We start from the raw sequence: 21,324 nt of genomic DNA on the forward strand, positions 1-21,324 counted from the left end.
ACACACTAGGGAAAACTAAAAAAATCAAAAATATTTTAAGTTTTTCTCAAAAACAACTATCCCCAAATGTGGCTTAAGTAAAAATTCAATTGAATGTCTAAAAATTTCTTATCTTTATCAGGATCCAAATGCTCTTTAGCTTTTTAATAATATTCCTAATATTTTCAACATACAACAACTATTATTTATACTTTTTTAATACACTTCTAATAACTCCTGCTAATGTTGCTGAATTTAGATAAGGGTGACCATAATGAAATGTTGTTTTCTCGATTTGCTCTGTAACTATTTCTTTAAACTTATTAATATCCTTTATATTTCTTACTTCAAACTCCTCTTTCAATGATTTATTATATATAAATTCATATTCTTTTATCCCTTGTATTGCCCAAAATGTGTCATAAAATGTCGTCCCATATGCACTAAGCCAATCCCACATAATCTCTGGATCTGTGACATTAGGATTTTCTAAATGACATCTGTGACAAAGTAGCACAAGATTTGAAGGTTTATCCTCACCTCCTGAAGAGTGTGGAATAATATGACATCTTTCCAATGATTTTTTACATCCGCATCTCCAGCATCTTTCATGTGCCTCAGATGCATCTACACTTAATCTACATTCATCTACTCTAGAAAACCAATAATTCACAATTTCCTCTTTTGGAGTTTTAATTTTTTCTCTTTTCATATTAATATCCTCCTAAAATCTTAGTTAGCATAAAACTTTTTACACCATTTGATATTATTTTTTTACCTAATAATTATAGTTACATATATTATTAAATAATAGAGAATTCCTAATCATATATACATAAATAATCCTCATCATCTTTGTACTCAATATCATATAATGTATCGTCATATTTCTTTCCAAGTACTTTATCTTCTTTTTGAATAATAGGATTTATCCATTCTGATTTTTCCTTTGCCCATTCTATATATTTAGAAATTTTAATTCTTTTCTCTTTGTCTATAATATTGGTTAGTTCTTTTTCTAATGTATTTATGTACTCATCTATTTTAGTTGATAATATATAATTTTCAGCACAAATCTTCAATTCCTTACTCCTTTTCATTTCATAATCTTGTTTCTTTTTCAACTTCTCTTGTTCTATTTTCTTTTTCTTTATTATTTCAGCTTCTATTTTTACCTTCTCTTGTTGGATTCTAAGAATCTCAGCTGTGTCAATAACAGCAATAATAAAGTCCCCCACCATATTTTCTAATTTGATATTATCTAGATCTCTCCAATTTTTTCTTGGAGCATAATATTCATCAATAAATAATAATAATTCACCAGAGTAATTATAATCATATTTAGGATCCCAATATGAATCTTTATCAGTCTTAATATGCTCAACTCTAATAAGTTTTTCTTTCAATCCTATTCTAACTTCTTCATTGCCTACACATATTCTAGTATCTTTATCCTTACTTTTTATCTTAAATCCTAGTTTTTCTGAACTTTTAAAGATACTGTCAATTATCCTAATAGCTCTATTCTTCAACTCACTTGATACTTTCATATTTAAATTATTAGCTCTCCCATCTCTTATCATATCTCTTTTGTCATTGTAAAATTTAATTTCCTTAATAAGTTGATGAGGCTTATATAAACTTTTCAGCACTTTTATATTATTACAAAACTCTAAAATCTTATTTTTCTTTTCTTCTGTCATATATTTTAGTCTGTTCTCCTTGGTATAGCTATACTGATTATTATATTCATGCTTTTGTATAACCATTTTATCCTCTCCATCAAACTGTGGTAAATTTACCTTTTTAGGATTACTTCCATTTCTAACTTTAATCCAATATCCACTCTGCGGAAATGGTACATTTAATTTTCTACAATATTTTCTTAGAGTAGCTTCTGAAATTCCATACAACTTTGCTAGCTCCTTCATCTTTATACTCCAAACTTCTTCATATAATTTTTCTCTTTCAATTACTATTAACATATAATCATCTCCATTTTGATTAAATTTTAATATAAAAAAGATATGTTCCTTAAGCATATTATAATTATTCCAAATATCCCCTTGAAATTCAACCAAATTTTAACTGTAACTTAAGTAAAATATAATTAATCTTCACTATTAAAAATTGTGAGATATTTATAATTTATGAAATACTTTTGTACTTCTTCATCAAAATCAAATCTAAGGAGGCTTTGTACAAACTATTATAAATAATAGGAGTAGTTCCAGACTCTCTACTGTATTAAGTACATTCTATTTAAATATTCAATATAATGAAAAATATATTCAACATAATATGCCTTATTAAAAGTTTCAAGACTTATAAGTTTTGAAACTTTTAATAAGGAGTAGAAAATTTTTTTCTACTCCTTTAAATTATTATTTTTATAATGAATTATTAACCTTACTATTAATAAAATAGTAGAGATTTTGTATCTCACTACTTCTCATTTTCCATTATTTTTATATATGGTATAATACAATATTTTATTTATAACATTTAATATGAATCCTTTATAAACAAAATATTGTAATCATATTTAATAAATAAAAAAATTACCCCTTTGATGATATACTATTCTCTTCAAAATTAATATCAACACATTTTAATTCTCTAATATATCTTTGAAAAAATATTCCTGATATTATAAAAATTATTGCACCTATAAAAAAACTTATAGCATTAAGCTGAATAACTAAACTAGCTATTGCATTATTTAACATATGAGCCACTATACATAATGCTAAAGATCTTGTTTTGTAATATAACATTTCCAAAAATATTCCTATAATTGTAGCATTAATAAACTGAGGAATATTTAAGTGCATTGCTCCGAATATAAGTGCTGAAGCAATTATAGCAGTTGCTGGTTTATATTTATTTAAAAATCCTTCTAAAATAATCCCTCTCATAAGTATTTCTTCAAAAATAGGCGCTATTATTATAAGTGAAATAACCATTACATAAGGATTTTCAGATATTTCTTCAAATATCTTTTCAAAAGATTCTGGCATAGGTATTTTTCCTACTATTATCTCCATAGAACTTTGTAACCAAAAAAAAGTCCTAACATTAAAAAAACTGTACATAATAATAGTTTAAAATTAAATTTTTCAATGTATTTTATTTTAAAATTGTCTTTATAATATTCTCTTATTTTCCTTAAAATAAAAATTAACATTACAGCCTTTGGAATTAAATCATTTAGCATCTCTACAACTAATTCTAAAACTTTATGAGAATTAACATACATAATTTCTGATAGGATTTGAAAAGGAATACTAACAAGAAACTGTATTATAAAACCATATATTATTATTGCCAAAGCACCTAATATAGACAATTGAAAACTTCTATTACTTAATTTACTTTCCATAAAACAATCACCTACATCCCCAAATTATTTTCAATATAAATAACATAGTAATAAATAAAATTACAAACTTTTCACATTACAGTATCTCTTATAGATGTTTCAACACTAAAAATTCATATTCAATTTTAAAGGATAAAATTTATTTTTTTTCTAAATTTGGCATAAATGCAAAGAAAAATCCCATAGTAAGACCTAAAATAATTTTGCTAATTATAGATATTGTTCCTATTACATCTGCCAAAAACCCTTGTATAAGAGTCGATATTAAAATCCATATAGCAACATTATAATTAGGCTTAATTTTCTTATTAAAAAAACTCCATAATTTTTCACTCCATCTAAGTTTAGTTGAAATATTCATAAATATTAAACCAGATATACTCATAGCTATAATATAATAAATTGCTTCTTTCATTATGTAATTCTCCTAATTATATTATTTAGAATGATTATGATCTTATTATATAAAAGATCACTGCTAATACATACTTTCTAAAGTATAATCATTCAATGCCTATTTTGTACTTTTTTTAATTTCCATACTGTATTAATAAAATTAATCCTAGCCATCCTGAAGAAAAAACAGCTAAACAAATTGAAAGTATAAAACAAGCCGAACTAAATACCTTCAATAATTCTTCACTTGCTTTCTTTTCCGTAAATGACAGTATAATTACAATAACTGATGTTATTATCATAAAAGTCATAGAGATTAAGAATACATACTAAGTCAGCTTTGGTTGTTTAACTATTGAATTATCTAAATACATGAATGTAAGAAAAATAACAGCATATATAATTATATAAAACCATGATTTCTTTAAAATCATTGAATCATCACCTTCATATTAATAGCTAATATTTTACTATTAAATATTTTCTAAAATATTACTTTTAATTTTTTTCTTAGTATATTTTACGTAATTTTTCCATCGAACTTTACCTTTTTTTCTCTAATCTATTATCTATCCTCTAAAATAAATTGCAGTTGAACTAATAAAGTTATTAAGTGCTCTAAAATTTTATTATATCCTTATAAATATATTTTTCAGTATCTATTTAGTTTTAAGCTCTTAAACAACTACATTTTTAAGCCTACAAATTGACATCATCAAATAGGTACGTAAAATAATTAACATTACAAGTACTATAATATTCAAAATTTTAATATTAGATATCAATGTAAGATTTAAAAATATAATATTAATTACTGAAGCTATAATGTAAAATCTTAGTTTTTTTATATTTTCACAAGCCAAATCACATTGATTATTATAATTTAAATATTCAATTGAGCCATCAAATAACTTATAAAACATAAGAAGTTCTATAATCTTTGAAAAAACTATACATACCCCATTAAATATAAAAAAACTACTTAATTCAATTGAAAAAAATCTCATGATCTCCCCTATAAAGGTTACAATGCTTAAAATAATTGCAAAAGTTTTAGCCTTATTAAAAGACTCTATTTGGGTTTCTTTATATAAAGAACTTATTCCACTTAAAATAATTATAAAGCCTATAAAGGGTGGCAATATCTTTATTATTCCTAAATTTATATTGAATGTGATGATAAAAATCCCCCACAATATTTTTTTGTATCCATTTTCCATACTAAATCACACCCCTTAATTTTAAATACTTAAATATTCCTATAAAATCAAAACTGTCAGGGGTATGACTAATGTGATCTATGGAAGTATATGACCTATTTCCTTTATTGTCTTCGTAATACAATTTAGGATTTATATCATAATAGCTGTATTTTTCAGATATAGATTTTGGAGTTTTAAACTTAGAATAAATACTTAATACCTTATCTTTTCCATGTTCAGTTCCTGAAATATTTTTGTAATCAATGCTGTCTATAGAAATATTAAACCAATCTTTTATACAATCTAATAATGGAGTATCAACTTTTAGTAATTTTATATTTTTTTTAAGCCTTTTTTCTGAGGAGAATTCACAATCAGATGATCCACTTGAACCAATATGATCTATATCCTTAAAATTACTTTCATCCTTATGCAGTATTATCCTGCCTAAATTAGCATTTAATGTACTTCCATCATTAAAAGTTACTTTAACATTATTAAGTTCAATTTCATTAAATTTCTTATCTATATTCTTTAAATTCATACTAATATATATAGTGTTGACAACATATATTCCATATTTATTTTCACTTTGTTTATTAATGTCATTAAAAAATGGCATGTCCCCATAACCCAAAGAATCATCCGAAACCGTAACTTCAATATCTGGCTTTTCTTTAAATTTAATATTAACAATTTTTCTATTATCTGATATGTTAGTTATGTATTTTAATTCAAATCCATCTGCTAAAGCTGAATTTTCATTAACTTCGTTAGGATATATATTTTTTTCAATGAACATTTTTATAACTACAGGGTTTTCTAATTTATAAACTGATGCAAATACTATTGTAAAAATTAATGATATTCCAATTAAAAACAATCCTATATGTAATATTTTCTTATTTATTTCCACCACATCACCACCTAGTAAATATACAATTAGCTAATAACTTGATGTACTAAATTATCCATTCTTTAAAAAAAATCTTCTTCTGTTATAGCATCTTTTGAATTTAATCTCCATAAATTTATTTTCATATGTTGTAAAGAAATATCCTTCTTTTTATCTCTTTCTTTTTGTTCCTCCATTTTGTGATATTTACCATCTAATTCTATAGCAACAATAGGTTTTCTAATTCGTCTATCATAAATTGTAAAATCTAAATGAGCATTATTCAAAATAAACCTTTTAATATCAGGATTACTTTCTAAAAAATTTTTATCTGTTACAACTGAAGCCAATGGTAATTTTACTACAAGTTGATATTCTGGATTCAACTGTACGAAGTCATCAAGGTAATTTTTTACTGTTTTCTCGAATATATTATCGCAATTATCTATTACAGTATATGACTTCATTTGTCTATACAAGTAATCAAAAATACAAACTGTCTTATCAGGTATGATTTCTCCATACACTTCCATATATTCAATTAAGCTTTTCATATTTGTACTATATTGTTTAAAAAAAGTAACATCTGTAACCATAATAAATCTTTCTTTTGCTCTAGAAACAGCTACATTAATTAATTCCTTTTTAAAAAGATTATTTTTCCCTTGTACATGATTAATTGATACAGGTGTATGATTCAATACAGTAGAAAACCATACTTCCTTTTCACCTTTACCTTGAAAAGTATGAATAGTTCCACATTGACTATCACTGTATTTTTTCTTTAAAATTTGTGCCTGTTTACTAAAGGGTGTAATTACAAATTTCCCATGTATATCAGATTGAATAGCTGAATCTATTGTAACAATTTCTCTTTTATTAACAAAAGATTTATTTTCTACATCTATATATTTTCCTTTATCATTATCTATCAATCTCATTGCACCATTTTTTGCATTCTTATATATAATCAATTGATTGTCATAAAAATACTTATTACAATAATTTATTATCATATAATCACATCGATAGTGTTCTAAGAGCATATTCGAAGGAGGATTCATTGCTTTAGAAATTGTGCTCAAAAAGCTTTCCTTTGTATAATCATAACTTTCTTCTACTTTTGTGTTAATTGTATCTTTAGAAAGATTAATAATTGCATTAAGCTGTTTACAATCACCTACTACTACAATCTGCTTGGCTAAATATAGTAATGGTAATGCTGATAAAATATTACATTGTGATGCTTCATCAATAATAATGCAATCTATTTTTTTACCAGTCTTAAAATAAGAATGATAATTTGATAAGAATGCATCAACAGTTGTTAAAATAACAGGATATATATCAATTATGTCATTCCTGTATCTTGCCATAATACTATCTTCATCATTCTCATTCTCAATCCTTTGAAAAATATTTTCAAACTGCTTTTCATTATAGTTTTTCTTTAGTGTAGACAATAAAATTTTCCTAGATATTTCTATATATTTCTCTACATATGAATTTCGAACTTTTTCTTGCAACTGTTCTAAATTATCATTTTCCAGCCTTTTCTTCATGATATGAATTACATTATCTAGATATTTCTCTTCTAATGAAATTTGTATAGCAATACCCTGACTTTCTAAATTTTCAAACGATACATTCAAAGTCAGATATAACATAATCCGCTTGAAGAAATTAATTCTTTTTCCATCAGACATCTGCATCAATATATCAGATAAATATTCTATTTTTCTCTTTGTTTTGTTAACATCCCATTTCTTCCTTTTAAATTTATTAATAAATTCATCAGAAAGCTGATATGCTTCTCTACGTTTCATCAAATGCCTATGTTGATTTTCTAATCCACTCAATTTATTTTTATCACTAATTAGTTGGTTTAAATGTTCTTCCATCTCATTTAATTCCTGAAACAATTGATTTAATCTTTCCTTTTCTCCTTCTAACGCAATTGTTGGAATCCCTATTATTTCTTTTTCATATATTTTTAATTTATCTTTTATACCTATTCCTAAGTCTTTCATTATTTTTTGGTTTCCAAAACGAATAAATAATTCAGGAAATGGCATATCTCTCAATTCTTCTGCCACATTATCAATAGCAGAATTATTTTTTGATACTACAACCACTTTTTTATTTTTATTTACTTGATTTGCAATTATACTTAATATAGTAGTTGTTTTCCCTGTTCCTGGTGGCCCCTCAATAATTGAAATTTTATTATTTAAAGCTACTTCTATAGCCTTTTTTTGTGATAAATTAGACTGCTGAAGAAGTAAAATTGATTCTAAACTATGCTCTTTTTTAGAACTATTTTGATTAAATTCATTCTTATTTGTTTCTAATAATTTTCCTGTAAAATAAGAAAATAAAAGATTGTCTTTATCTTTATGCAGTTCATCAAAGATTAACTTATAAACACTTTTTTTAGAGTTAAAATAATTATATTGAGGAGTTCCTTCCCGTTCCTTTGACTGCAACAAATTAAGAATTTCAAAATAATACTTTGATAAATTATCAACAATATTTCTCACATCTGTTTGTTTATATTCGTTATCGATTTGCTTATAGCAAAAAATCTTTTCATACTCATCATCTTTACATCGGCATCTTATAATATTTTCAAACTTAATTTGACCATCTTGCCCACTATTAGCAAACTTATAAAAAACTTTATCCTCATTGTAATCAAGAACAAAAATATCAAACTTTTTACCTTTTACGCTTTCTATTTCTAGCAATATCTTTTCTTCTTTTGCAAATTGTATATATTCTTTTATCATTTTTTCATATACAAATTATTATCTTCTTATATTAAATGGTTCAACTTAACTTTTACTTTTTCCATTATTACCATAATTACGTAATTATTATATCATAAAATACTTTTATCACGTAATATGAAAACAGTAAAGAACCCCTCTTAAATACTTACATATAAATATCTAAGATAGGCTTTTAGCTACACAATTGTATTTATAATTTATTTACCTTCCCTGTAAATGCTTAACTCTTATCTAAAAAATAACTTTTATTAATATAGATTAACTTTTAATCATACTTCTAGCAAATAACATAACAGTTATTTCATTAAATAATAAATTCTCTATGTATTGTTCTAATATTTATATGGTGTAAAAGTCTTCTAAACAATGTTTTCTTTTGCCTTTCTATAATATATATTTGCAATATCTATAAACTAATTTATCATATACGCAAGCTTATTTTAATTGTTATTCTCAATTGTGGCAAAAGAATCGAATACAATTTTAGAAGCTTGAGCAATTAGTTTATCATCATATTTAGCCTCTTTTGTATGGTGAGTTGATAATATTGCAATAATTATAGGTTTCTTGTTGGGAGGCATTACTATAGCAATATCATTTCTCGTTCCATAAGGACCAGTTCCGCTTTTGTCAGCAACTACCCAGTTATCTGGTGCTCCTGCACGAATTAATGTATTGCCTGTTGCATTTCCTGTCATCCAATCAATAAGAATTTTTTTCTTATCATCTGTTAATATATTTCCAGTCGTATATGCTTGCAAATCAGTTGCTAATTGTCTTGGTGTACTAGTGTCCCTAATATCTCCAGGTATGGCTTCGTTTAGTTCCGGTTCTATACGCGTAGGTTGCGTAACGTTATCACCTAATTGATTAAGTGCTGATTTAAAGCCACTAGGTCCCCCTATATGATCAAATAAAAGGTTTGCAGCTGTATTATCACTGAAACGTACTGCTGCATTGCAAATTTCTTCAATAGTCATTCCTTTATCAACATTATCTTTTGCAATTGGAGCATAAGATAGAACGTCTTCTTTTTTATATTTAACTACTTGCTTAAGCTCATCTAATGAATCTTGTTTTAAAACAGCCCCAGCGGCTAAAGCTTTGAAAGTAGAACAATAGGCAAACCTGTCATCAGCATGATATGCAACTTCTTTATTCATCTCTGTATCAAAAGCATATATCCCAAGTTTAACATCATAATCACTTTCAAGTTGTGAAAATGCAGAATTATATCGTGCGTCAGACTTCATGTTTACAGGTTTGTGAGTGGCTACATTTCTACAACTAGTAAGAGAAAAAATCACAAGAGGCATAAGTATAGCAACTTTAAATTTATTTACCTTGAATTTTGCATTTATCACCTTTTTCATATCAAATCTCCTTTGTTATTTAATGGCTTTTACAACAGATAAATATACCATCAGCCTAAAAACTACTTAGCAATATTATACATCTAATATATTATGTTTTCATTGTTTTATGTATAAATAAGAGTATCTCTTTTAATATTTTCATTCATTAATTTTATAAATATTTAAAATCCAATTGTTCAATTTGATAACTTTACACATATAGAGATATTCCCAAAGTTCACTTGTCAGCATACTTTATATATGCTACAGTATTTTTTAAAATGAAAAGTCAATAATACAATAGTTCTTTTATAGTTTTATTATCATAAATAGATACTAATCTATCATCTTCTATCCAATTAGTTTTTGACAACAAAAAAAATAGTAGCTCAACCATCAATTGGAATGCTACCATTTTTTAGCATATTAAATTATTCCTTTAAACTGCGCCAAATGGTTAATTACGAATTCTGCTACCCCCATCCCCATAGCAAAGAATACTAAAATAATAACTAATACTATTGCACCAAAATCATATTTCATTTTTTCTTCTTTATTTATTATATAGGCTACAATAATTTCTATTCCTAAAAGCACTAATATAATGGGCCAAAGGGATGCTATTAAATAAATATTAATATTAGCAGTAACTAATCTTAGTAAAAATATTACACCAAATACAACTAAAATAATTCCTGCAGTTAATGTACCTACTCTACGTCCCCTAAGCATCTATTTTACACTCCCTTTTTTTCCCTATAATAAGTCTTATACCAATAACAATTATTGCTATTCCTATAATTATCTTAGGCGTTTGTCTCATAAAGTTATTAATAGCAGAATGAAATTGGTGTGGAATATATTGTGATAAAATATTCATTATATTATCTGCCATTAAATAAACTCCTAAAATCAATAATACTAAACCGGCAGCAAGATTACGTTTTTCAAATATACTTTTATCTAATTTTGATAGCTTATCAATAGAGAATAAATACTTATCTTCTAAAAGTAAAAATTCTTCATTATCTAAACTTAATCTATTTATACAATCAAAAAAGGAATAAAACCAAATAAGTGGTAAAATAAATAATAATGGCCCTATATCAAGCCAGGTAGAAAGAAATATTATAAAGAAAAAGGCAGACATAAAAGATACACCCATATTCATAAATCCCATATACATATGCCCTGCACCAGGCAACATTGAAAAAACAAAAGTTAAAAACTTACTTTTTTTATTTATCATTATTAAAAACCTCCATTTTAATTATTTTTTCAGAAAAGGTATTAAGATTCGAATTAAATGAATTTATAAAACTTAAATCCAATGGCTTCACATGATTTGTTTTTGTATTAACTATAAAACTTAATCCATTTGAAAAAACCATCATCAATGCTATACTAGCAGCAACTGCAACTCTAGCGCAGTAAAAACTAAAGTGAATATTACTTTTTTTCTTATCTTTTATTTTAATTTGTACTTTTTCTTCAAACCCTAAAGGAGCTTCTGCAAGTTCATCACCATCAAAACTGTCTGCAAATACACTGGCACATTCCTGGCAATCACTAATATGTTCCAATATGGAAATCAATTCTTCATCCTTAAGAGTGCCAAGTTTAAGTAACTTTACTGTATCTTCAGTTAAATGTCCTTCTTTATTAAATAATGTAGGCTTCACATAAACTCCTCCTTCCATAAATCCTTTAGTAATTTTTTTGACCTATAAAGTTGTGTTTCTAAGGTTCTAATGCTTTTGCCAGTTTCCTTTGCCAAATGTGAAAGTTTAATATCTTTACAAAAATAGCTTACGGCTACAGTTCTGTACGGCTCTTTTAACTTATTACATAATTTATATATTCTCTCAATAGTATTCTTTTTCACTACTGTTTCCTCGGGAGAATCTCCATGATATTTTAACTTCTCATATTCTTTCTCTGATAAGCTAACGTTTGTTCTTGTTTTACTCTTAAGATAATCCTTGCACTTATTTGCAGCAATCGTAGTAAGCCAAGCTTTAAAGTTGTTACCATCAAATCTTTCATAATTTTCATATGCTGCTAAAAAGGTTTGCTGTGCCAAATCTTCCGCATCAAAATAATTTTTTGTAAAGGATAGACAAATAGTAATAATTAACCGTTCATATTGTTTTATACAATCTCCAAATTGTTCTTTTTCAATAACTGTCACCACCCTTTTTTATCCTTACATTTAATATAACGATTGAGAAATAAAAAACACTTCAATATTTAATATAATTATACTAAAAATTATATGAACAACATTTTTTATTTCTATTCTTTAATATATTTTAGGCAGTGATTTTAAATATCTAAAAATTAAAATAACTAAAAAATGATAAGATATTTAAATCTAAAAAAAATAACCTTAGCCACGTAATATCAATGACTAAGGTTATTTTTCATATTTGCTTATGATATAGTCCACTATTTATTATCCTAAACTTTATTCAGTATTTATATACTTTGCCATATCAAAATACCATTAGAAACATAATAGGTCTAAATTACAAATAATATATTTAAAATTATAATAACAATAACTCTTTAAAAACATTAAATAATAAGATTGTAAGTTATTATAATTTTACTAATATACTTTTTTTATTTAATTCTAATTGACTTGATGTAAGTTGAATAATCAATTCTTCAATTGCTGATATACTTGCCACAAAACAAATTATATACATTGGCACAATTGTATTAATATATGGAATAAATATAGGAAATAGGAACAAAACTAAGCCAGTAATTTTATTTCCATAAGTGTGAACACTTCCAAAGGTCTTATATTTTTTCATTGCTATAAACATGGATGCTAATCTAATAATACTAATTAAAATAATCCAAATTACAATTTTATTTGTAAGATTTCCAATTGGATAAATTAAAAATAATAATACGCCTACCATTATCATATCAGCGACTGAATCAATCTTTGCGCCCAAACTGCTCGTTGTTCCTGTCTTCCTAGCGATAAATCCATCTATAATGTCGCTAAATCCACAGGTCATATATATTACGTAAAAGGCTAAGCTTAATGGCTTGGTATAAATTAAAGTCAAAGAAAAAATTATTCTACTAAAGGATATACAGTTTGGTAGTAATTTCATATCATCACCCGACCTAAAATAAATCTTTATTATACACGAGATTACAATTATAAATTATTTCATAAGCAAATTATATCATACCTCCATTTTATATATAACTGAATATGTAAAATAAAATGTTTTGAAGCATCTCTTTATTTAATTTTGAAAGACATTCTTTTAATTAATTTAAACTATAATAATTTCATTCTTAGACATAATATTTGAAATGCCACGAAAAAACACCATAAAATTCTAACTTGAATAATATAGTGTTTTAGTAAATTGTGCATTTTTCAGTTATGACGTTAAACAAAAAGGTTCCTGACCCTCCCTTTTTACAATCAGAAAGTGTTTAGAGCTATTAATTATCCCATATCTCTAACTTGGATATTTTTTATCGATTTCCTTATCCACAATTTTTGCATCCCCATTAATACTAATATGAGGTACTTCCTTTTTTAATGTTTCAGTTATATGCTTTACCTCCTCATATTGATCCTTACTAACTGAAACATCTTCTAAATCTACTGGTTGCTTGTGTATGTCGATACGTTCTTCCTTTATAGGAATTCGAATAGTCTCAGTATGACTTTCTGATTTATCATGAAATTGCGGATCACAAACAGTTTTTTCAATAACAAGTTCCTCACGTTTTACAGGTACAGTAATATTCTTTTCTTCTGTTAAAACTTCTTTGTGAATAGAAACCTCACCAGTTCGTATTTTGCTGTTGGATATTTTCATCTGTTCTTCCCGAAGTTGCATTTTCATATCTCTATCTGAATTATAAGGAATCTTTTTTGAATTTGTTTCAATATTGTCCTCATATGTCTTACTCTGAGTCATTAACATACCTATAATTACGCCTACAACAATGCCTAGTATAGTTCCAGTTATGATTGGGTCAATTGATATAATTGTAAATATAGTTACAAATCCAGGTATAGTTAAAATCGAGAACTTATACAAAATAGCAATTATAAAACCAATTATTCCACCAATAGTAGCAGCTATTAAATATTGATTACTTTCTGTATTAGGTACATCTTTGTTTAACATACTCTATCCTCCTAAAAAACACCCCTTAAATCTAATATATAATTTGAGAGGTGTTTTTTTATTTATTTTATAAGTTTTTTAATGGAAGCCCTCATCTTTATCATTATCCACTATATCTGTATCACCATGTGTGTTTATGCGAGCTTTTTCTCTTTTTAGATTTTCATCCACTCGTCTTGTGTCCTGAACTTCACGTTTATGAGCAGATACCTCTCCAGTTACTAATGTGTGTTTATCTACATTAACCTGTTCTTCACTAACTGGGATACGTATGCTTTCTTCATCATTAATATCACTAATAGGTGTATCACTAGCTTCATTATCTATTGCTCTTCTTTCAATAACAACTTCTTCGTGTGTAACAGGAACATCAACTGTTTTTTGTTCTTCAACAATTTCCTTGCTTAGTTCAACTTCACCCTTTTGAACGTTGCTTTTATCTATATCAAGCTCTTCTTTATGAAGTGTAAGTCTTCCCTCATCTTTACTTTTCCTATTGTCATTGTCATTATCATTACCAAAAATATTGTCAAATAAGCCCATCATAAGTATTACCTCCTATAAATACATATTTTCAATTCATTAATATTTTATCCCTGCTATAGTAATATATACTTTGTGAAATATGGAGTTAGAGTAAATAGCTTACAACAAATAAATGCTATTTTCATTTAAAAGGTTATATAATACTTAAAGAACTATATTTTTGAATGGATACATTTAAAATTCAATTTCTAAATATTAAAATAAATATCTTTTTTAAATACTTTCAATTATTTTAATTAAGTCTTCTTTATTATTTAAATTAGGATTTTCTAGAATTATATCCAATAATTTATTTAATATAATACCTATTTCTTTTCCTTGGTTTATTCCTAACTTCATTAAGTCATATCCATCAATATCTAAATCCTTAATTGTTAAAGGCTGTTTTTCACTAAGTATTTTTTCACACTTTATTTTTAAATTTAATACATTATCGAAACTATGATATTCTTTAGCACTTCCTTTTATATCAGCTATTTGCAGCTCAAATAAATCATCTAAATTATCAATTCCTACTTTATTAATAAACTTTTTTATGCTAGGATTTCTTAATTTATTGTATCTAGTCATATGATTATAAACTAATTTATCTACCTTATCTATTGTTTTATTATCAAATTTTAATCTTTTTAATATATCTTTAGTCATATCCGCACTTATCTTTTGATGCCCATAAAAATGCCCTTGTCCATTGTCTCCTATACTAAAACATTTAGGTTTTCCTATATCATGTAATAATGCTGCTAATCTTAATTCTAATTTATTAGGTACATTTTCTACTACAGATAATATATGACCATAAACATCTTTATCGTGATGTATATTATGTTGCTCAAAACCTACACAATCTTTTAGTTCAGGAATAATATAATCTACTAAATTTAATTCAATTATATTTCTTATGCCATAAACCGGTTGGCTGCTTACTAATATTTTGCATAATTCATCTCTGATTCTTTCCATAGATACATTATTTATATTTTTACTTAATTCTCTTATATTAAATTTTGTAGATTCCTCCATATCGAAATTTAATTGTGAAGCAAATCTTATACATCTCAACATTCTTAGTGAATCTTCATTAAACCTATCTTTTGAATTTCCTACGCATCTAACTATTTTATTATTTAAATCTTCTAATCCATTAAAATAATCTACTAATCCTGTTTTGTCATTGTAAGCCATTGCATTAATAGTTAAATCTCTACGCTTTAAATCTTCTTTTAAATTTGATGTAAACGTAACTTCTTTAGGACGTCTGTTATCTTCATATTCTCCATCAATTCTAAATGTAGTTACTTCATAGCCTATAGAATTAATTAATATTGTTACCGTTCCGTGTTTCAATCCTGTAGGTATAATTTTATATCCTAAATTTTCAAATATGTTCACTACTTCTTGTGGATGGGCACTAGTAGTTATATCCCAATCATTAACCTTTCTTTCAAGTAAGCTGTCTCTAACTGCACCACCTACTATATATGCTTCATAATTATTTTCTTGTAAAGTATTTATAATATACTCTACACCTTTAGGTATTTCAATTTTTATATTTTTATTTAGCATTATTTATCACACCTTTATTAATTTCTATAACTAGCTCTTCTACTTTTTTATAATTAGGTATGTTAGGTAAATCTGTATTATCGGATGCATATTTAAAATCTTTTTCATATTCATCTACCATTTCAAATATTTCTTCATAACTATACTTACCATTTCTTATATCTAATAATAAACTTCTATCTTTTTCTCTATATGTATTTATTCCTTTACCTTCTAGTAATTCTGTTCCCATTTTTAATAATCTAATCAAGTGTAATGCATGTTTATTTAAATGTAACTCATCTTTTTTGCTATTTCTATGATTGAATTTTTCATAATCTTTAAGTATATTACTCATTTCTGAATATATATTCTTGAAATCTCTTAAAGGATAATTTTTTAGATTAACATTCATAAATATTTCACTATCTAAATCTCCTTTCTCAGATTTATCTATATACAAATTAATATTTTCATTTGTAATTTTTTTATATCTATCTTCAAAAGACACGATTTGATTCTTTATACTATTTAACATGTGTTGCTCCTTTTCAGATTGAGGATAAGAATCTCTAGCTAAAGCATTTTGAAGTCTCCTTAATTGAGCCGTAGCATATCCTCCAAAGCTATGTATTACTTTTTTAGATAAGAATAAATTTACATTATCTCTTAATAACTTACCATATTCATTACAAATAAATAGATGCTCTTCCTTTGTTCCAAACAATTCCATTATATTTGGATTACAATTAAGCATTAACTTTATAACTTTATTTAATGCATATATTGTAGTATCTGTTTCTTTATTTTCAAATTGTTCAAATGAAGATAATCCTATTAATTCTTCTATTCTTTCTGTAGCTATGCCTCTTATATCTAAATCACTACTTTCAACATTAGTACCATAGGCATAACTTCCTCCTGTAGTCAATAAGATTATATTATTTCCTAAATGTTCGTTGTTTCTTAAAAAACTATATTCTTTGCTATTTAATTCTTGTTTTATATCCTGTGTATTCATAATACTCTTTACCTCTTAATTAATTATTTAATCATTTTTTAACTGAGCTTTATCTTTATTTTCTAAATCATACCAAAAATTTATACCTAAATCCACATCATAATCTATTTAAATAAAAAAAGTAATGCTAGCTAAGCAATACTTTTAATAAAAATTTCATTTATTTTATTCATCCATTTTTTAGATATAATCTTTTATTCATTTTAACTAATTCTTGTAATCTTAAGTTTGAAATATGAGCATAAGGCTTTCTTTATCCATTGCTTGCACGTGTTTTCCCATTATGTATATAATCACTTAATATTTTCCTTAGATTATTTAGTTCTTATTTATACATTTAAAGTATTTCTATGCTTCTTATATTTTAGCTTATTATTTATACCTTTGATGATACACTATTCTCCTGAAAATTCACATCAACATATTTTAATTCTCTAATATATTTTTGAAAAAATATTGCTGCTATTATAAAAATTATTGCACCTATGAAAAAACTTATAATATTACGCTGAATACCTAAGATAGGTATTAAATTGTTTATCATATGAGCAACTATACATAATACTAAAGATCTTGTTTTATAATATATAACTCCCAAAAATAATCCTCCAATTGTAGCATTAACAAATTGAAAAATATTTAAGTGCATTGCTCCAAACATAATAGATGAAATAATTATAGCAGTTGCTGGCTTATACCTATTTAAAAAGCCTTCTAAAATAATACCTCTCATCAGTATTTCTTCAAAAATAGGTGCTATTATTATAAATGAAATAAACATAAGATAAGGATTTTTTAAAATATCCTCAAAAACTTTTTCCCAAGATTCAGATACTGGAATTTTTCTTATCATCATACCAATTGAACTATGAAACCAAAAAAAGAATCCTAACATTAAAAAAATTGTACATAATAATAACTTAAGATTAAATTTTTCAGCATATTTTATTTTAAAATTAGGTTTATAATCCTCTCTTATTACCTTTAAAATAATTATTATAGCTAAAATATTAGGAACTACCTCTTTTAATATACCTACAATTAATTCTAAAGATTTATTATAAGAATTAACATGTATAATTTCTGATAGGATTTCAAAAGGAATACCCACAAGAAGTTCTAATATAAAATCACATATTATTATTAGCAAAGCACCTACTACAGATAATTGAAAACCTTTATCTCTTAATTTACTTTCCATAAATCATCCACCTATATAATAAAATTTTAATATAAATAACATAGTACTAAATTAAGTTATAGCACTCACCTTTATAATGCAACAAAACTAGGATTATTAAAAATTGTACATTAAATACTTTCATATTATAATTCTAAGGACCTATTATTTTATCACTAGAAGTAAGTATTAATTAACACATTTAATTTATTTAGTAACTTCTTTCTAATTTATCTTTTGGGCAAGTTAAAATCTTACCATTGCTTTTAAATTTAATCCAACCATCACCAATGTCTTCAATATCTTCAACAGCATCTCCTTTTTCTAATCTTACGGTATTTTGTGAATTAGGATATTCTCCAACTGTAACAGGAATTTTTATTTCTTTTTTTGAGGAGTTGCATCCAGTTAATCCAATCACTTCTATTGATAATATTGCTACAAAAATTATTGTTTTGAGATATTTTTTATTAAACATAAACTCACCCCCCATTTAAATGCATATGTTAAATTTTTATTATTGCAACTAATTATAACATATTATTACATAATATAACATATTAATATAGCTAAATATTAAAAATATATATAACTTAGATAGCCCTCTACTACTTTTAAATATTATTTGCTACCTTAATAAATAACTAATTAAAAAAACATAATAATAAAATAAACACAACATTAAATATTAGTTAAAAGCTTATCTATATCATGAGTAAAATAAATCTATCTATATAAGTTCAAAAATATTCTTATTTATCCCCATCTCATCTAATAAATAAATATTTCTTATAGTTTTGAAATCTATTTAATTTTTTATGTTAAAATATTGAAATATTAATAAAATTTTCATTAACCTATTGACATATATAGATAATCGATATATCCTAATATTAACAAATCATATATAGATTATCTATATATCTTTATACCTATAAAAGTTAAATAAATTTCTAATATATGAAAGAGGTGAATAAAATGCCAACTGACAACAGTTTATATTCAGGAGATATGACTATGCTTATCTTAAAATTACTTCAAAGTAAAGATATGTATGGTTATGAAATGATTGAAACTCTACAAGTTAATTCAAACAATGTATTTCAATTTAAAGCAGGTACATTGTATCCTTTACTACACAATTTAGTAAAACAAAACTATTTAAATTGTTATGAAAAAGAAGTTAGTGGAAAAATTCGTAAATATTATTCCTTAACATTACAAGGTAAAAAATTATTGCAAGATAAAACTTCTATATGGCAAAAATATGTTAAAACTATGGCATCTGTGCTAGAACTAGAGGTGGATTAATATGAGAGAAGATGAATACTTACGTATTTTAAGTAAAAACATTTCTAATAGAAAAATCAGAAAGGAGATTTGTATGGAAATAAAAAATCACATTATGGACCAAAAAGAAGTTTATATTAAAATGGGCTATTCTAATGATGATGCTGAAAAAGCTGCTATTAAAGACATGGGCGATCCAAAAGCTACAGGTAAAATGTTAGATTCTGTACATCCTCCAACTATTGATTGGATTCAAATTATTGCACTAATTATGATAACTCTAACTTTACAGATATTAAAAATGCTATCAGAATTAGATGGATCAGATTTTTCATCTATAGCGCCAATTGATATTTTAAGAATTCTAGGTATATTTTTATCAGCATATGGGCTAATATGGATAGGAGTTGAAAAATATTCAGACCTTCCATTCTTTTATGGTAAAAGTCAACGTGGAGGTTCAAATGCCAACGCTGCATTTATTTGTTCATTAGCAATTGTAATGATGTCTCATTCTCTTTTACAAACTATAATCCTCCTATTAATCTTTGCACCAATAATAGCTATTGAACGCTCTATTATTGAATCTAAAAGAATAAAAAAAGAACAGAAATTTCTTTGGCAACAAGGATTAGCTTATGAAGATTTTAATTATAAGGGTAAGGCTATATTCAACAATGCTCCACAGAAAGTATATTCTCAAGATGAGCCAATAAAAAAAGGTGATCCTATTATCATAACAAAAATAGATGGATTTAATCTAATTGTAAAAAAACAAGATCCTCATAATAATAACTAGCATATTACTAATCTATAAATTCAACATCTAAAAAAGCTTTCCATGATAAAATAATAAATCATAGAAAGCTTTTACTCTCCTAATTATTTTGCCTTTCAAGGGACTCTTTAATATTATACAGTTTTTGTTTCATATCCCTTATTGATTTCTTAATTCCATTAAAATATCCATATAATCATATTATTACAGATTACTAAATAGCGTTTTTTATTTAGTAACCATTGTCTTTATTTGTTAAACAAATGGAAGTATATAATCCAATCACATGAAGATAAGATATCCAAATCATGTTCAATGACTATAACAGAGTTTCCATCGATAATTAATTCATCAAGCAATGTAATTAATTTGGCAGTATCATATTGACTTGATCCTGTGGATGGTTCATCTAGTATATAAAGAATGTTTCCCTTTTCTGCTTTCCAATTTCTTTGGCTAATTTAATTCTTTGAGCTTCACCACCACTCAAAATTGGAATTGGTTGACCTAACTTTATATATCCCATTCCAATTCGCTCCAATACTTTTGGAGGTTTGAATGAACGCTTCCTATCCTTGTCTTCACCTATATATATGACTATGGAATACAAAATGCAAAAATAAAAAGAAAGGTTCTAAAATTAAGACCTTTCTCTTTTGGTGTTCCGTAGCGGATTATGATTCTTTAGTATAGTCATTAAAAGCTTTAATTAAATCATCAATCTTTTTTTCAACTCTAACTAAAAGATATACACTAATCGCTACTGGGAATCCTACAATGCTTATTAA

The 21,324-nt window shown here is 25.6% G+C and carries 23 protein-coding genes; 2 read left to right on the forward strand and 21 right to left on the reverse strand.

Features of this window, described 5'->3' with window-relative positions:
- Positions 1-181: 181 nt before the first annotated feature.
- The 20 genes from ACYUEW_RS09430 to ACYUEW_RS09525 form a co-directional block, all read right to left on the reverse strand.
- On the reverse strand, positions 182-691 hold the full coding sequence (locus ACYUEW_RS09430; RefSeq protein ID WP_460276645.1) for an HNH endonuclease: 510 nt from the start codon (positions 689-691) through the stop codon (positions 182-184).
- 109 nt (positions 692-800) lie between these two features.
- On the reverse strand, positions 801-1,964 hold the full coding sequence (locus tag ACYUEW_RS09435) for a helix-turn-helix domain-containing protein (RefSeq protein ID WP_460276646.1): 1,164 nt from the start codon (positions 1,962-1,964) through the stop codon (positions 801-803).
- 576 nt (positions 1,965-2,540) lie between these two features.
- Entirely contained in the window at positions 2,541-2,999 is a 459-nt protein-coding gene (locus tag ACYUEW_RS09440; protein ID WP_460276647.1) for a lysostaphin resistance A-like protein, read from the reverse strand.
- A gap of 17 nt (positions 3,000-3,016) precedes the next feature.
- Complete coding sequence (locus ACYUEW_RS09445; RefSeq protein WP_460276648.1) at positions 3,017-3,361, reverse strand: CAAX protease; 345 nt, start codon at positions 3,359-3,361, stop codon at positions 3,017-3,019.
- A gap of 139 nt (positions 3,362-3,500) precedes the next feature.
- Complete coding sequence (locus ACYUEW_RS09450; protein WP_460276649.1) at positions 3,501-3,776, reverse strand: hypothetical protein; 276 nt, start codon at positions 3,774-3,776, stop codon at positions 3,501-3,503.
- 658 nt (positions 3,777-4,434) lie between these two features.
- Positions 4,435-4,977 carry a hypothetical protein gene (locus ACYUEW_RS09455; RefSeq protein ID WP_460276650.1) on the reverse strand — a complete coding sequence of 181 codons (543 nt, stop codon included), beginning with the start codon at positions 4,975-4,977 and terminating at the stop codon, positions 4,435-4,437.
- A gap of 1 nt (position 4,978) precedes the next feature.
- Entirely contained in the window at positions 4,979-5,875 is an 897-nt protein-coding gene (locus ACYUEW_RS09460) for a hypothetical protein (RefSeq protein WP_460276651.1), read from the reverse strand.
- 62 nt (positions 5,876-5,937) lie between these two features.
- A complete protein-coding gene (locus ACYUEW_RS09465; protein ID WP_460276652.1) occupies positions 5,938-8,643 on the reverse strand; it encodes an AAA domain-containing protein in 2,706 nt (901 codons plus the stop codon).
- A gap of 443 nt (positions 8,644-9,086) precedes the next feature.
- On the reverse strand, positions 9,087-10,019 hold the full coding sequence (gene bla / locus ACYUEW_RS09470) for a class A beta-lactamase (RefSeq protein ID WP_460276653.1): 933 nt from the start codon (positions 10,017-10,019) through the stop codon (positions 9,087-9,089).
- 408 nt (positions 10,020-10,427) lie between these two features.
- The gene (locus tag ACYUEW_RS09475; protein WP_459566312.1) at positions 10,428-10,733 is read right to left on the reverse strand and encodes a LiaF transmembrane domain-containing protein; all 306 of its coding nucleotides are present in this window, start codon (positions 10,731-10,733) and stop codon (positions 10,428-10,430) included.
- Positions 10,726-11,250, reverse strand: coding sequence for a hypothetical protein (locus tag ACYUEW_RS09480; RefSeq protein WP_459566313.1), 525 nt, complete (start codon positions 11,248-11,250; stop codon positions 10,726-10,728). The genes ACYUEW_RS09475 and ACYUEW_RS09480 overlap by 8 nt, the downstream gene beginning before the upstream one ends.
- The gene (locus tag ACYUEW_RS09485; protein ID WP_216473090.1) at positions 11,240-11,683 is read right to left on the reverse strand and encodes a hypothetical protein; all 444 of its coding nucleotides are present in this window, start codon (positions 11,681-11,683) and stop codon (positions 11,240-11,242) included. Before ACYUEW_RS09485 ends, ACYUEW_RS09480 begins: the two co-directional genes overlap by 11 nt.
- Positions 11,680-12,192, reverse strand: a complete 513-nt coding sequence (locus tag ACYUEW_RS09490; RefSeq protein ID WP_459566335.1) for an RNA polymerase sigma factor — start codon at positions 12,190-12,192, stop codon at positions 11,680-11,682. The genes ACYUEW_RS09485 and ACYUEW_RS09490 overlap by 4 nt, the downstream gene beginning before the upstream one ends.
- A 409-nt stretch (positions 12,193-12,601) precedes the next feature.
- Entirely contained in the window at positions 12,602-13,135 is a 534-nt protein-coding gene (locus ACYUEW_RS09495) for a CDP-alcohol phosphatidyltransferase family protein (RefSeq protein ID WP_460276654.1), read from the reverse strand.
- Between the two features lie 360 nt (positions 13,136-13,495).
- On the reverse strand, positions 13,496-14,176 hold the full coding sequence (locus tag ACYUEW_RS09500) for a YsnF/AvaK domain-containing protein (protein ID WP_460276655.1): 681 nt from the start codon (positions 14,174-14,176) through the stop codon (positions 13,496-13,498).
- Between the two features lie 78 nt (positions 14,177-14,254).
- Positions 14,255-14,722 (reverse strand): YsnF/AvaK domain-containing protein, encoded by a 468-nt coding sequence (locus ACYUEW_RS09505; RefSeq protein ID WP_460276656.1) that lies wholly within the window; start codon positions 14,720-14,722, stop codon positions 14,255-14,257.
- Between the two features lie 213 nt (positions 14,723-14,935).
- On the reverse strand, positions 14,936-16,288 hold the full coding sequence (locus tag ACYUEW_RS09510) for a CCA tRNA nucleotidyltransferase (RefSeq protein WP_459566318.1): 1,353 nt from the start codon (positions 16,286-16,288) through the stop codon (positions 14,936-14,938).
- On the reverse strand, positions 16,278-17,288 hold the full coding sequence (locus ACYUEW_RS09515; RefSeq protein WP_460276657.1) for a DNA polymerase beta superfamily protein: 1,011 nt from the start codon (positions 17,286-17,288) through the stop codon (positions 16,278-16,280). Before ACYUEW_RS09515 ends, ACYUEW_RS09510 begins: the two co-directional genes overlap by 11 nt.
- Before the next feature lie 376 nt (positions 17,289-17,664).
- Entirely contained in the window at positions 17,665-18,489 is an 825-nt protein-coding gene (locus ACYUEW_RS09520; protein WP_459566320.1) for a CPBP family intramembrane glutamic endopeptidase, read from the reverse strand.
- 190 nt (positions 18,490-18,679) lie between these two features.
- Positions 18,680-18,946: a hypothetical protein gene (locus ACYUEW_RS09525; RefSeq protein ID WP_460276658.1), complete on the reverse strand. Its 267-nt coding sequence runs from the start codon at positions 18,944-18,946 to the stop codon at positions 18,680-18,682.
- Between the two features lie 500 nt (positions 18,947-19,446).
- Here ACYUEW_RS09525 and ACYUEW_RS09530 point away from each other — a divergent pair, with 500 nt between their 5' ends.
- Positions 19,447-19,779, forward strand: coding sequence for a PadR family transcriptional regulator (locus ACYUEW_RS09530; protein WP_045897250.1), 333 nt, complete (start codon positions 19,447-19,449; stop codon positions 19,777-19,779).
- 73 nt (positions 19,780-19,852) lie between these two features.
- The gene (locus ACYUEW_RS09535) at positions 19,853-20,557 is read left to right on the forward strand and encodes a permease prefix domain 1-containing protein (RefSeq protein WP_460276677.1); all 705 of its coding nucleotides are present in this window, start codon (positions 19,853-19,855) and stop codon (positions 20,555-20,557) included.
- A 653-nt stretch (positions 20,558-21,210) separates the two neighbouring features.
- On the opposite strand, the gene ACYUEW_RS09540 is transcribed toward ACYUEW_RS09535, so the two are convergent.
- Positions 21,211-21,321, reverse strand: a complete 111-nt coding sequence (locus tag ACYUEW_RS09540; RefSeq protein ID WP_045517294.1) for a YvrJ family protein — start codon at positions 21,319-21,321, stop codon at positions 21,211-21,213.
- Between the last annotated feature and the right edge of the window lie 3 nt (positions 21,322-21,324).

The organism is Clostridium sp. CTA-1, assembly GCF_054768215.1.

Excerpts from the sequence above, each read along its gene's own strand:
- ACYUEW_RS09430 (WP_460276645.1), bottom strand. The coding sequence starts at position 691 with ATGAAAAGAGAAAAAATTAAAACTCCAAAAGAGGAAATTGTGAATTAT.
- ACYUEW_RS09435 (WP_460276646.1), bottom strand. The coding sequence starts at position 1,964 with ATGTTAATAGTAATTGAAAGAGAAAAATTATATGAAGAAGTTTGGAGT.
- ACYUEW_RS09440 (WP_460276647.1), bottom strand. The coding sequence starts at position 2,999 with ATGCCAGAATCTTTTGAAAAGATATTTGAAGAAATATCTGAAAATCCT.
- ACYUEW_RS09445 (WP_460276648.1), bottom strand. The coding sequence starts at position 3,361 with ATGGAAAGTAAATTAAGTAATAGAAGTTTTCAATTGTCTATATTAGGT.
- ACYUEW_RS09450 (WP_460276649.1), bottom strand. The coding sequence starts at position 3,776 with ATGAAAGAAGCAATTTATTATATTATAGCTATGAGTATATCTGGTTTA.
- ACYUEW_RS09455 (WP_460276650.1), bottom strand. The coding sequence starts at position 4,977 with ATGGAAAATGGATACAAAAAAATATTGTGGGGGATTTTTATCATCACA.
- ACYUEW_RS09465 (WP_460276652.1), bottom strand. The coding sequence starts at position 8,643 with ATGATAAAAGAATATATACAATTTGCAAAAGAAGAAAAGATATTGCTA.
- bla (WP_460276653.1), bottom strand. The coding sequence starts at position 10,019 with ATGAAAAAGGTGATAAATGCAAAATTCAAGGTAAATAAATTTAAAGTT.
- ACYUEW_RS09475 (WP_459566312.1), bottom strand. The coding sequence starts at position 10,733 with ATGCTTAGGGGACGTAGAGTAGGTACATTAACTGCAGGAATTATTTTA.
- ACYUEW_RS09480 (WP_459566313.1), bottom strand. The coding sequence starts at position 11,250 with ATGATAAATAAAAAAAGTAAGTTTTTAACTTTTGTTTTTTCAATGTTG.
- ACYUEW_RS09495 (WP_460276654.1), bottom strand. The coding sequence starts at position 13,135 with ATGAAATTACTACCAAACTGTATATCCTTTAGTAGAATAATTTTTTCT.
- ACYUEW_RS09500 (WP_460276655.1), bottom strand. The coding sequence starts at position 14,176 with ATGTTAAACAAAGATGTACCTAATACAGAAAGTAATCAATATTTAATA.
- ACYUEW_RS09505 (WP_460276656.1), bottom strand. The coding sequence starts at position 14,722 with ATGATGGGCTTATTTGACAATATTTTTGGTAATGATAATGACAATGAC.
- ACYUEW_RS09510 (WP_459566318.1), bottom strand. The coding sequence starts at position 16,288 with ATGCTAAATAAAAATATAAAAATTGAAATACCTAAAGGTGTAGAGTAT.
- ACYUEW_RS09515 (WP_460276657.1), bottom strand. The coding sequence starts at position 17,288 with ATGAATACACAGGATATAAAACAAGAATTAAATAGCAAAGAATATAGT.
- ACYUEW_RS09520 (WP_459566320.1), bottom strand. The coding sequence starts at position 18,489 with ATGGAAAGTAAATTAAGAGATAAAGGTTTTCAATTATCTGTAGTAGGT.
- ACYUEW_RS09525 (WP_460276658.1), bottom strand. The coding sequence starts at position 18,946 with ATGTTTAATAAAAAATATCTCAAAACAATAATTTTTGTAGCAATATTA.
- ACYUEW_RS09530 (WP_045897250.1), top strand. The coding sequence starts at position 19,447 with ATGCCAACTGACAACAGTTTATATTCAGGAGATATGACTATGCTTATC.
- ACYUEW_RS09535 (WP_460276677.1), top strand. The coding sequence starts at position 19,853 with ATGGAAATAAAAAATCACATTATGGACCAAAAAGAAGTTTATATTAAA.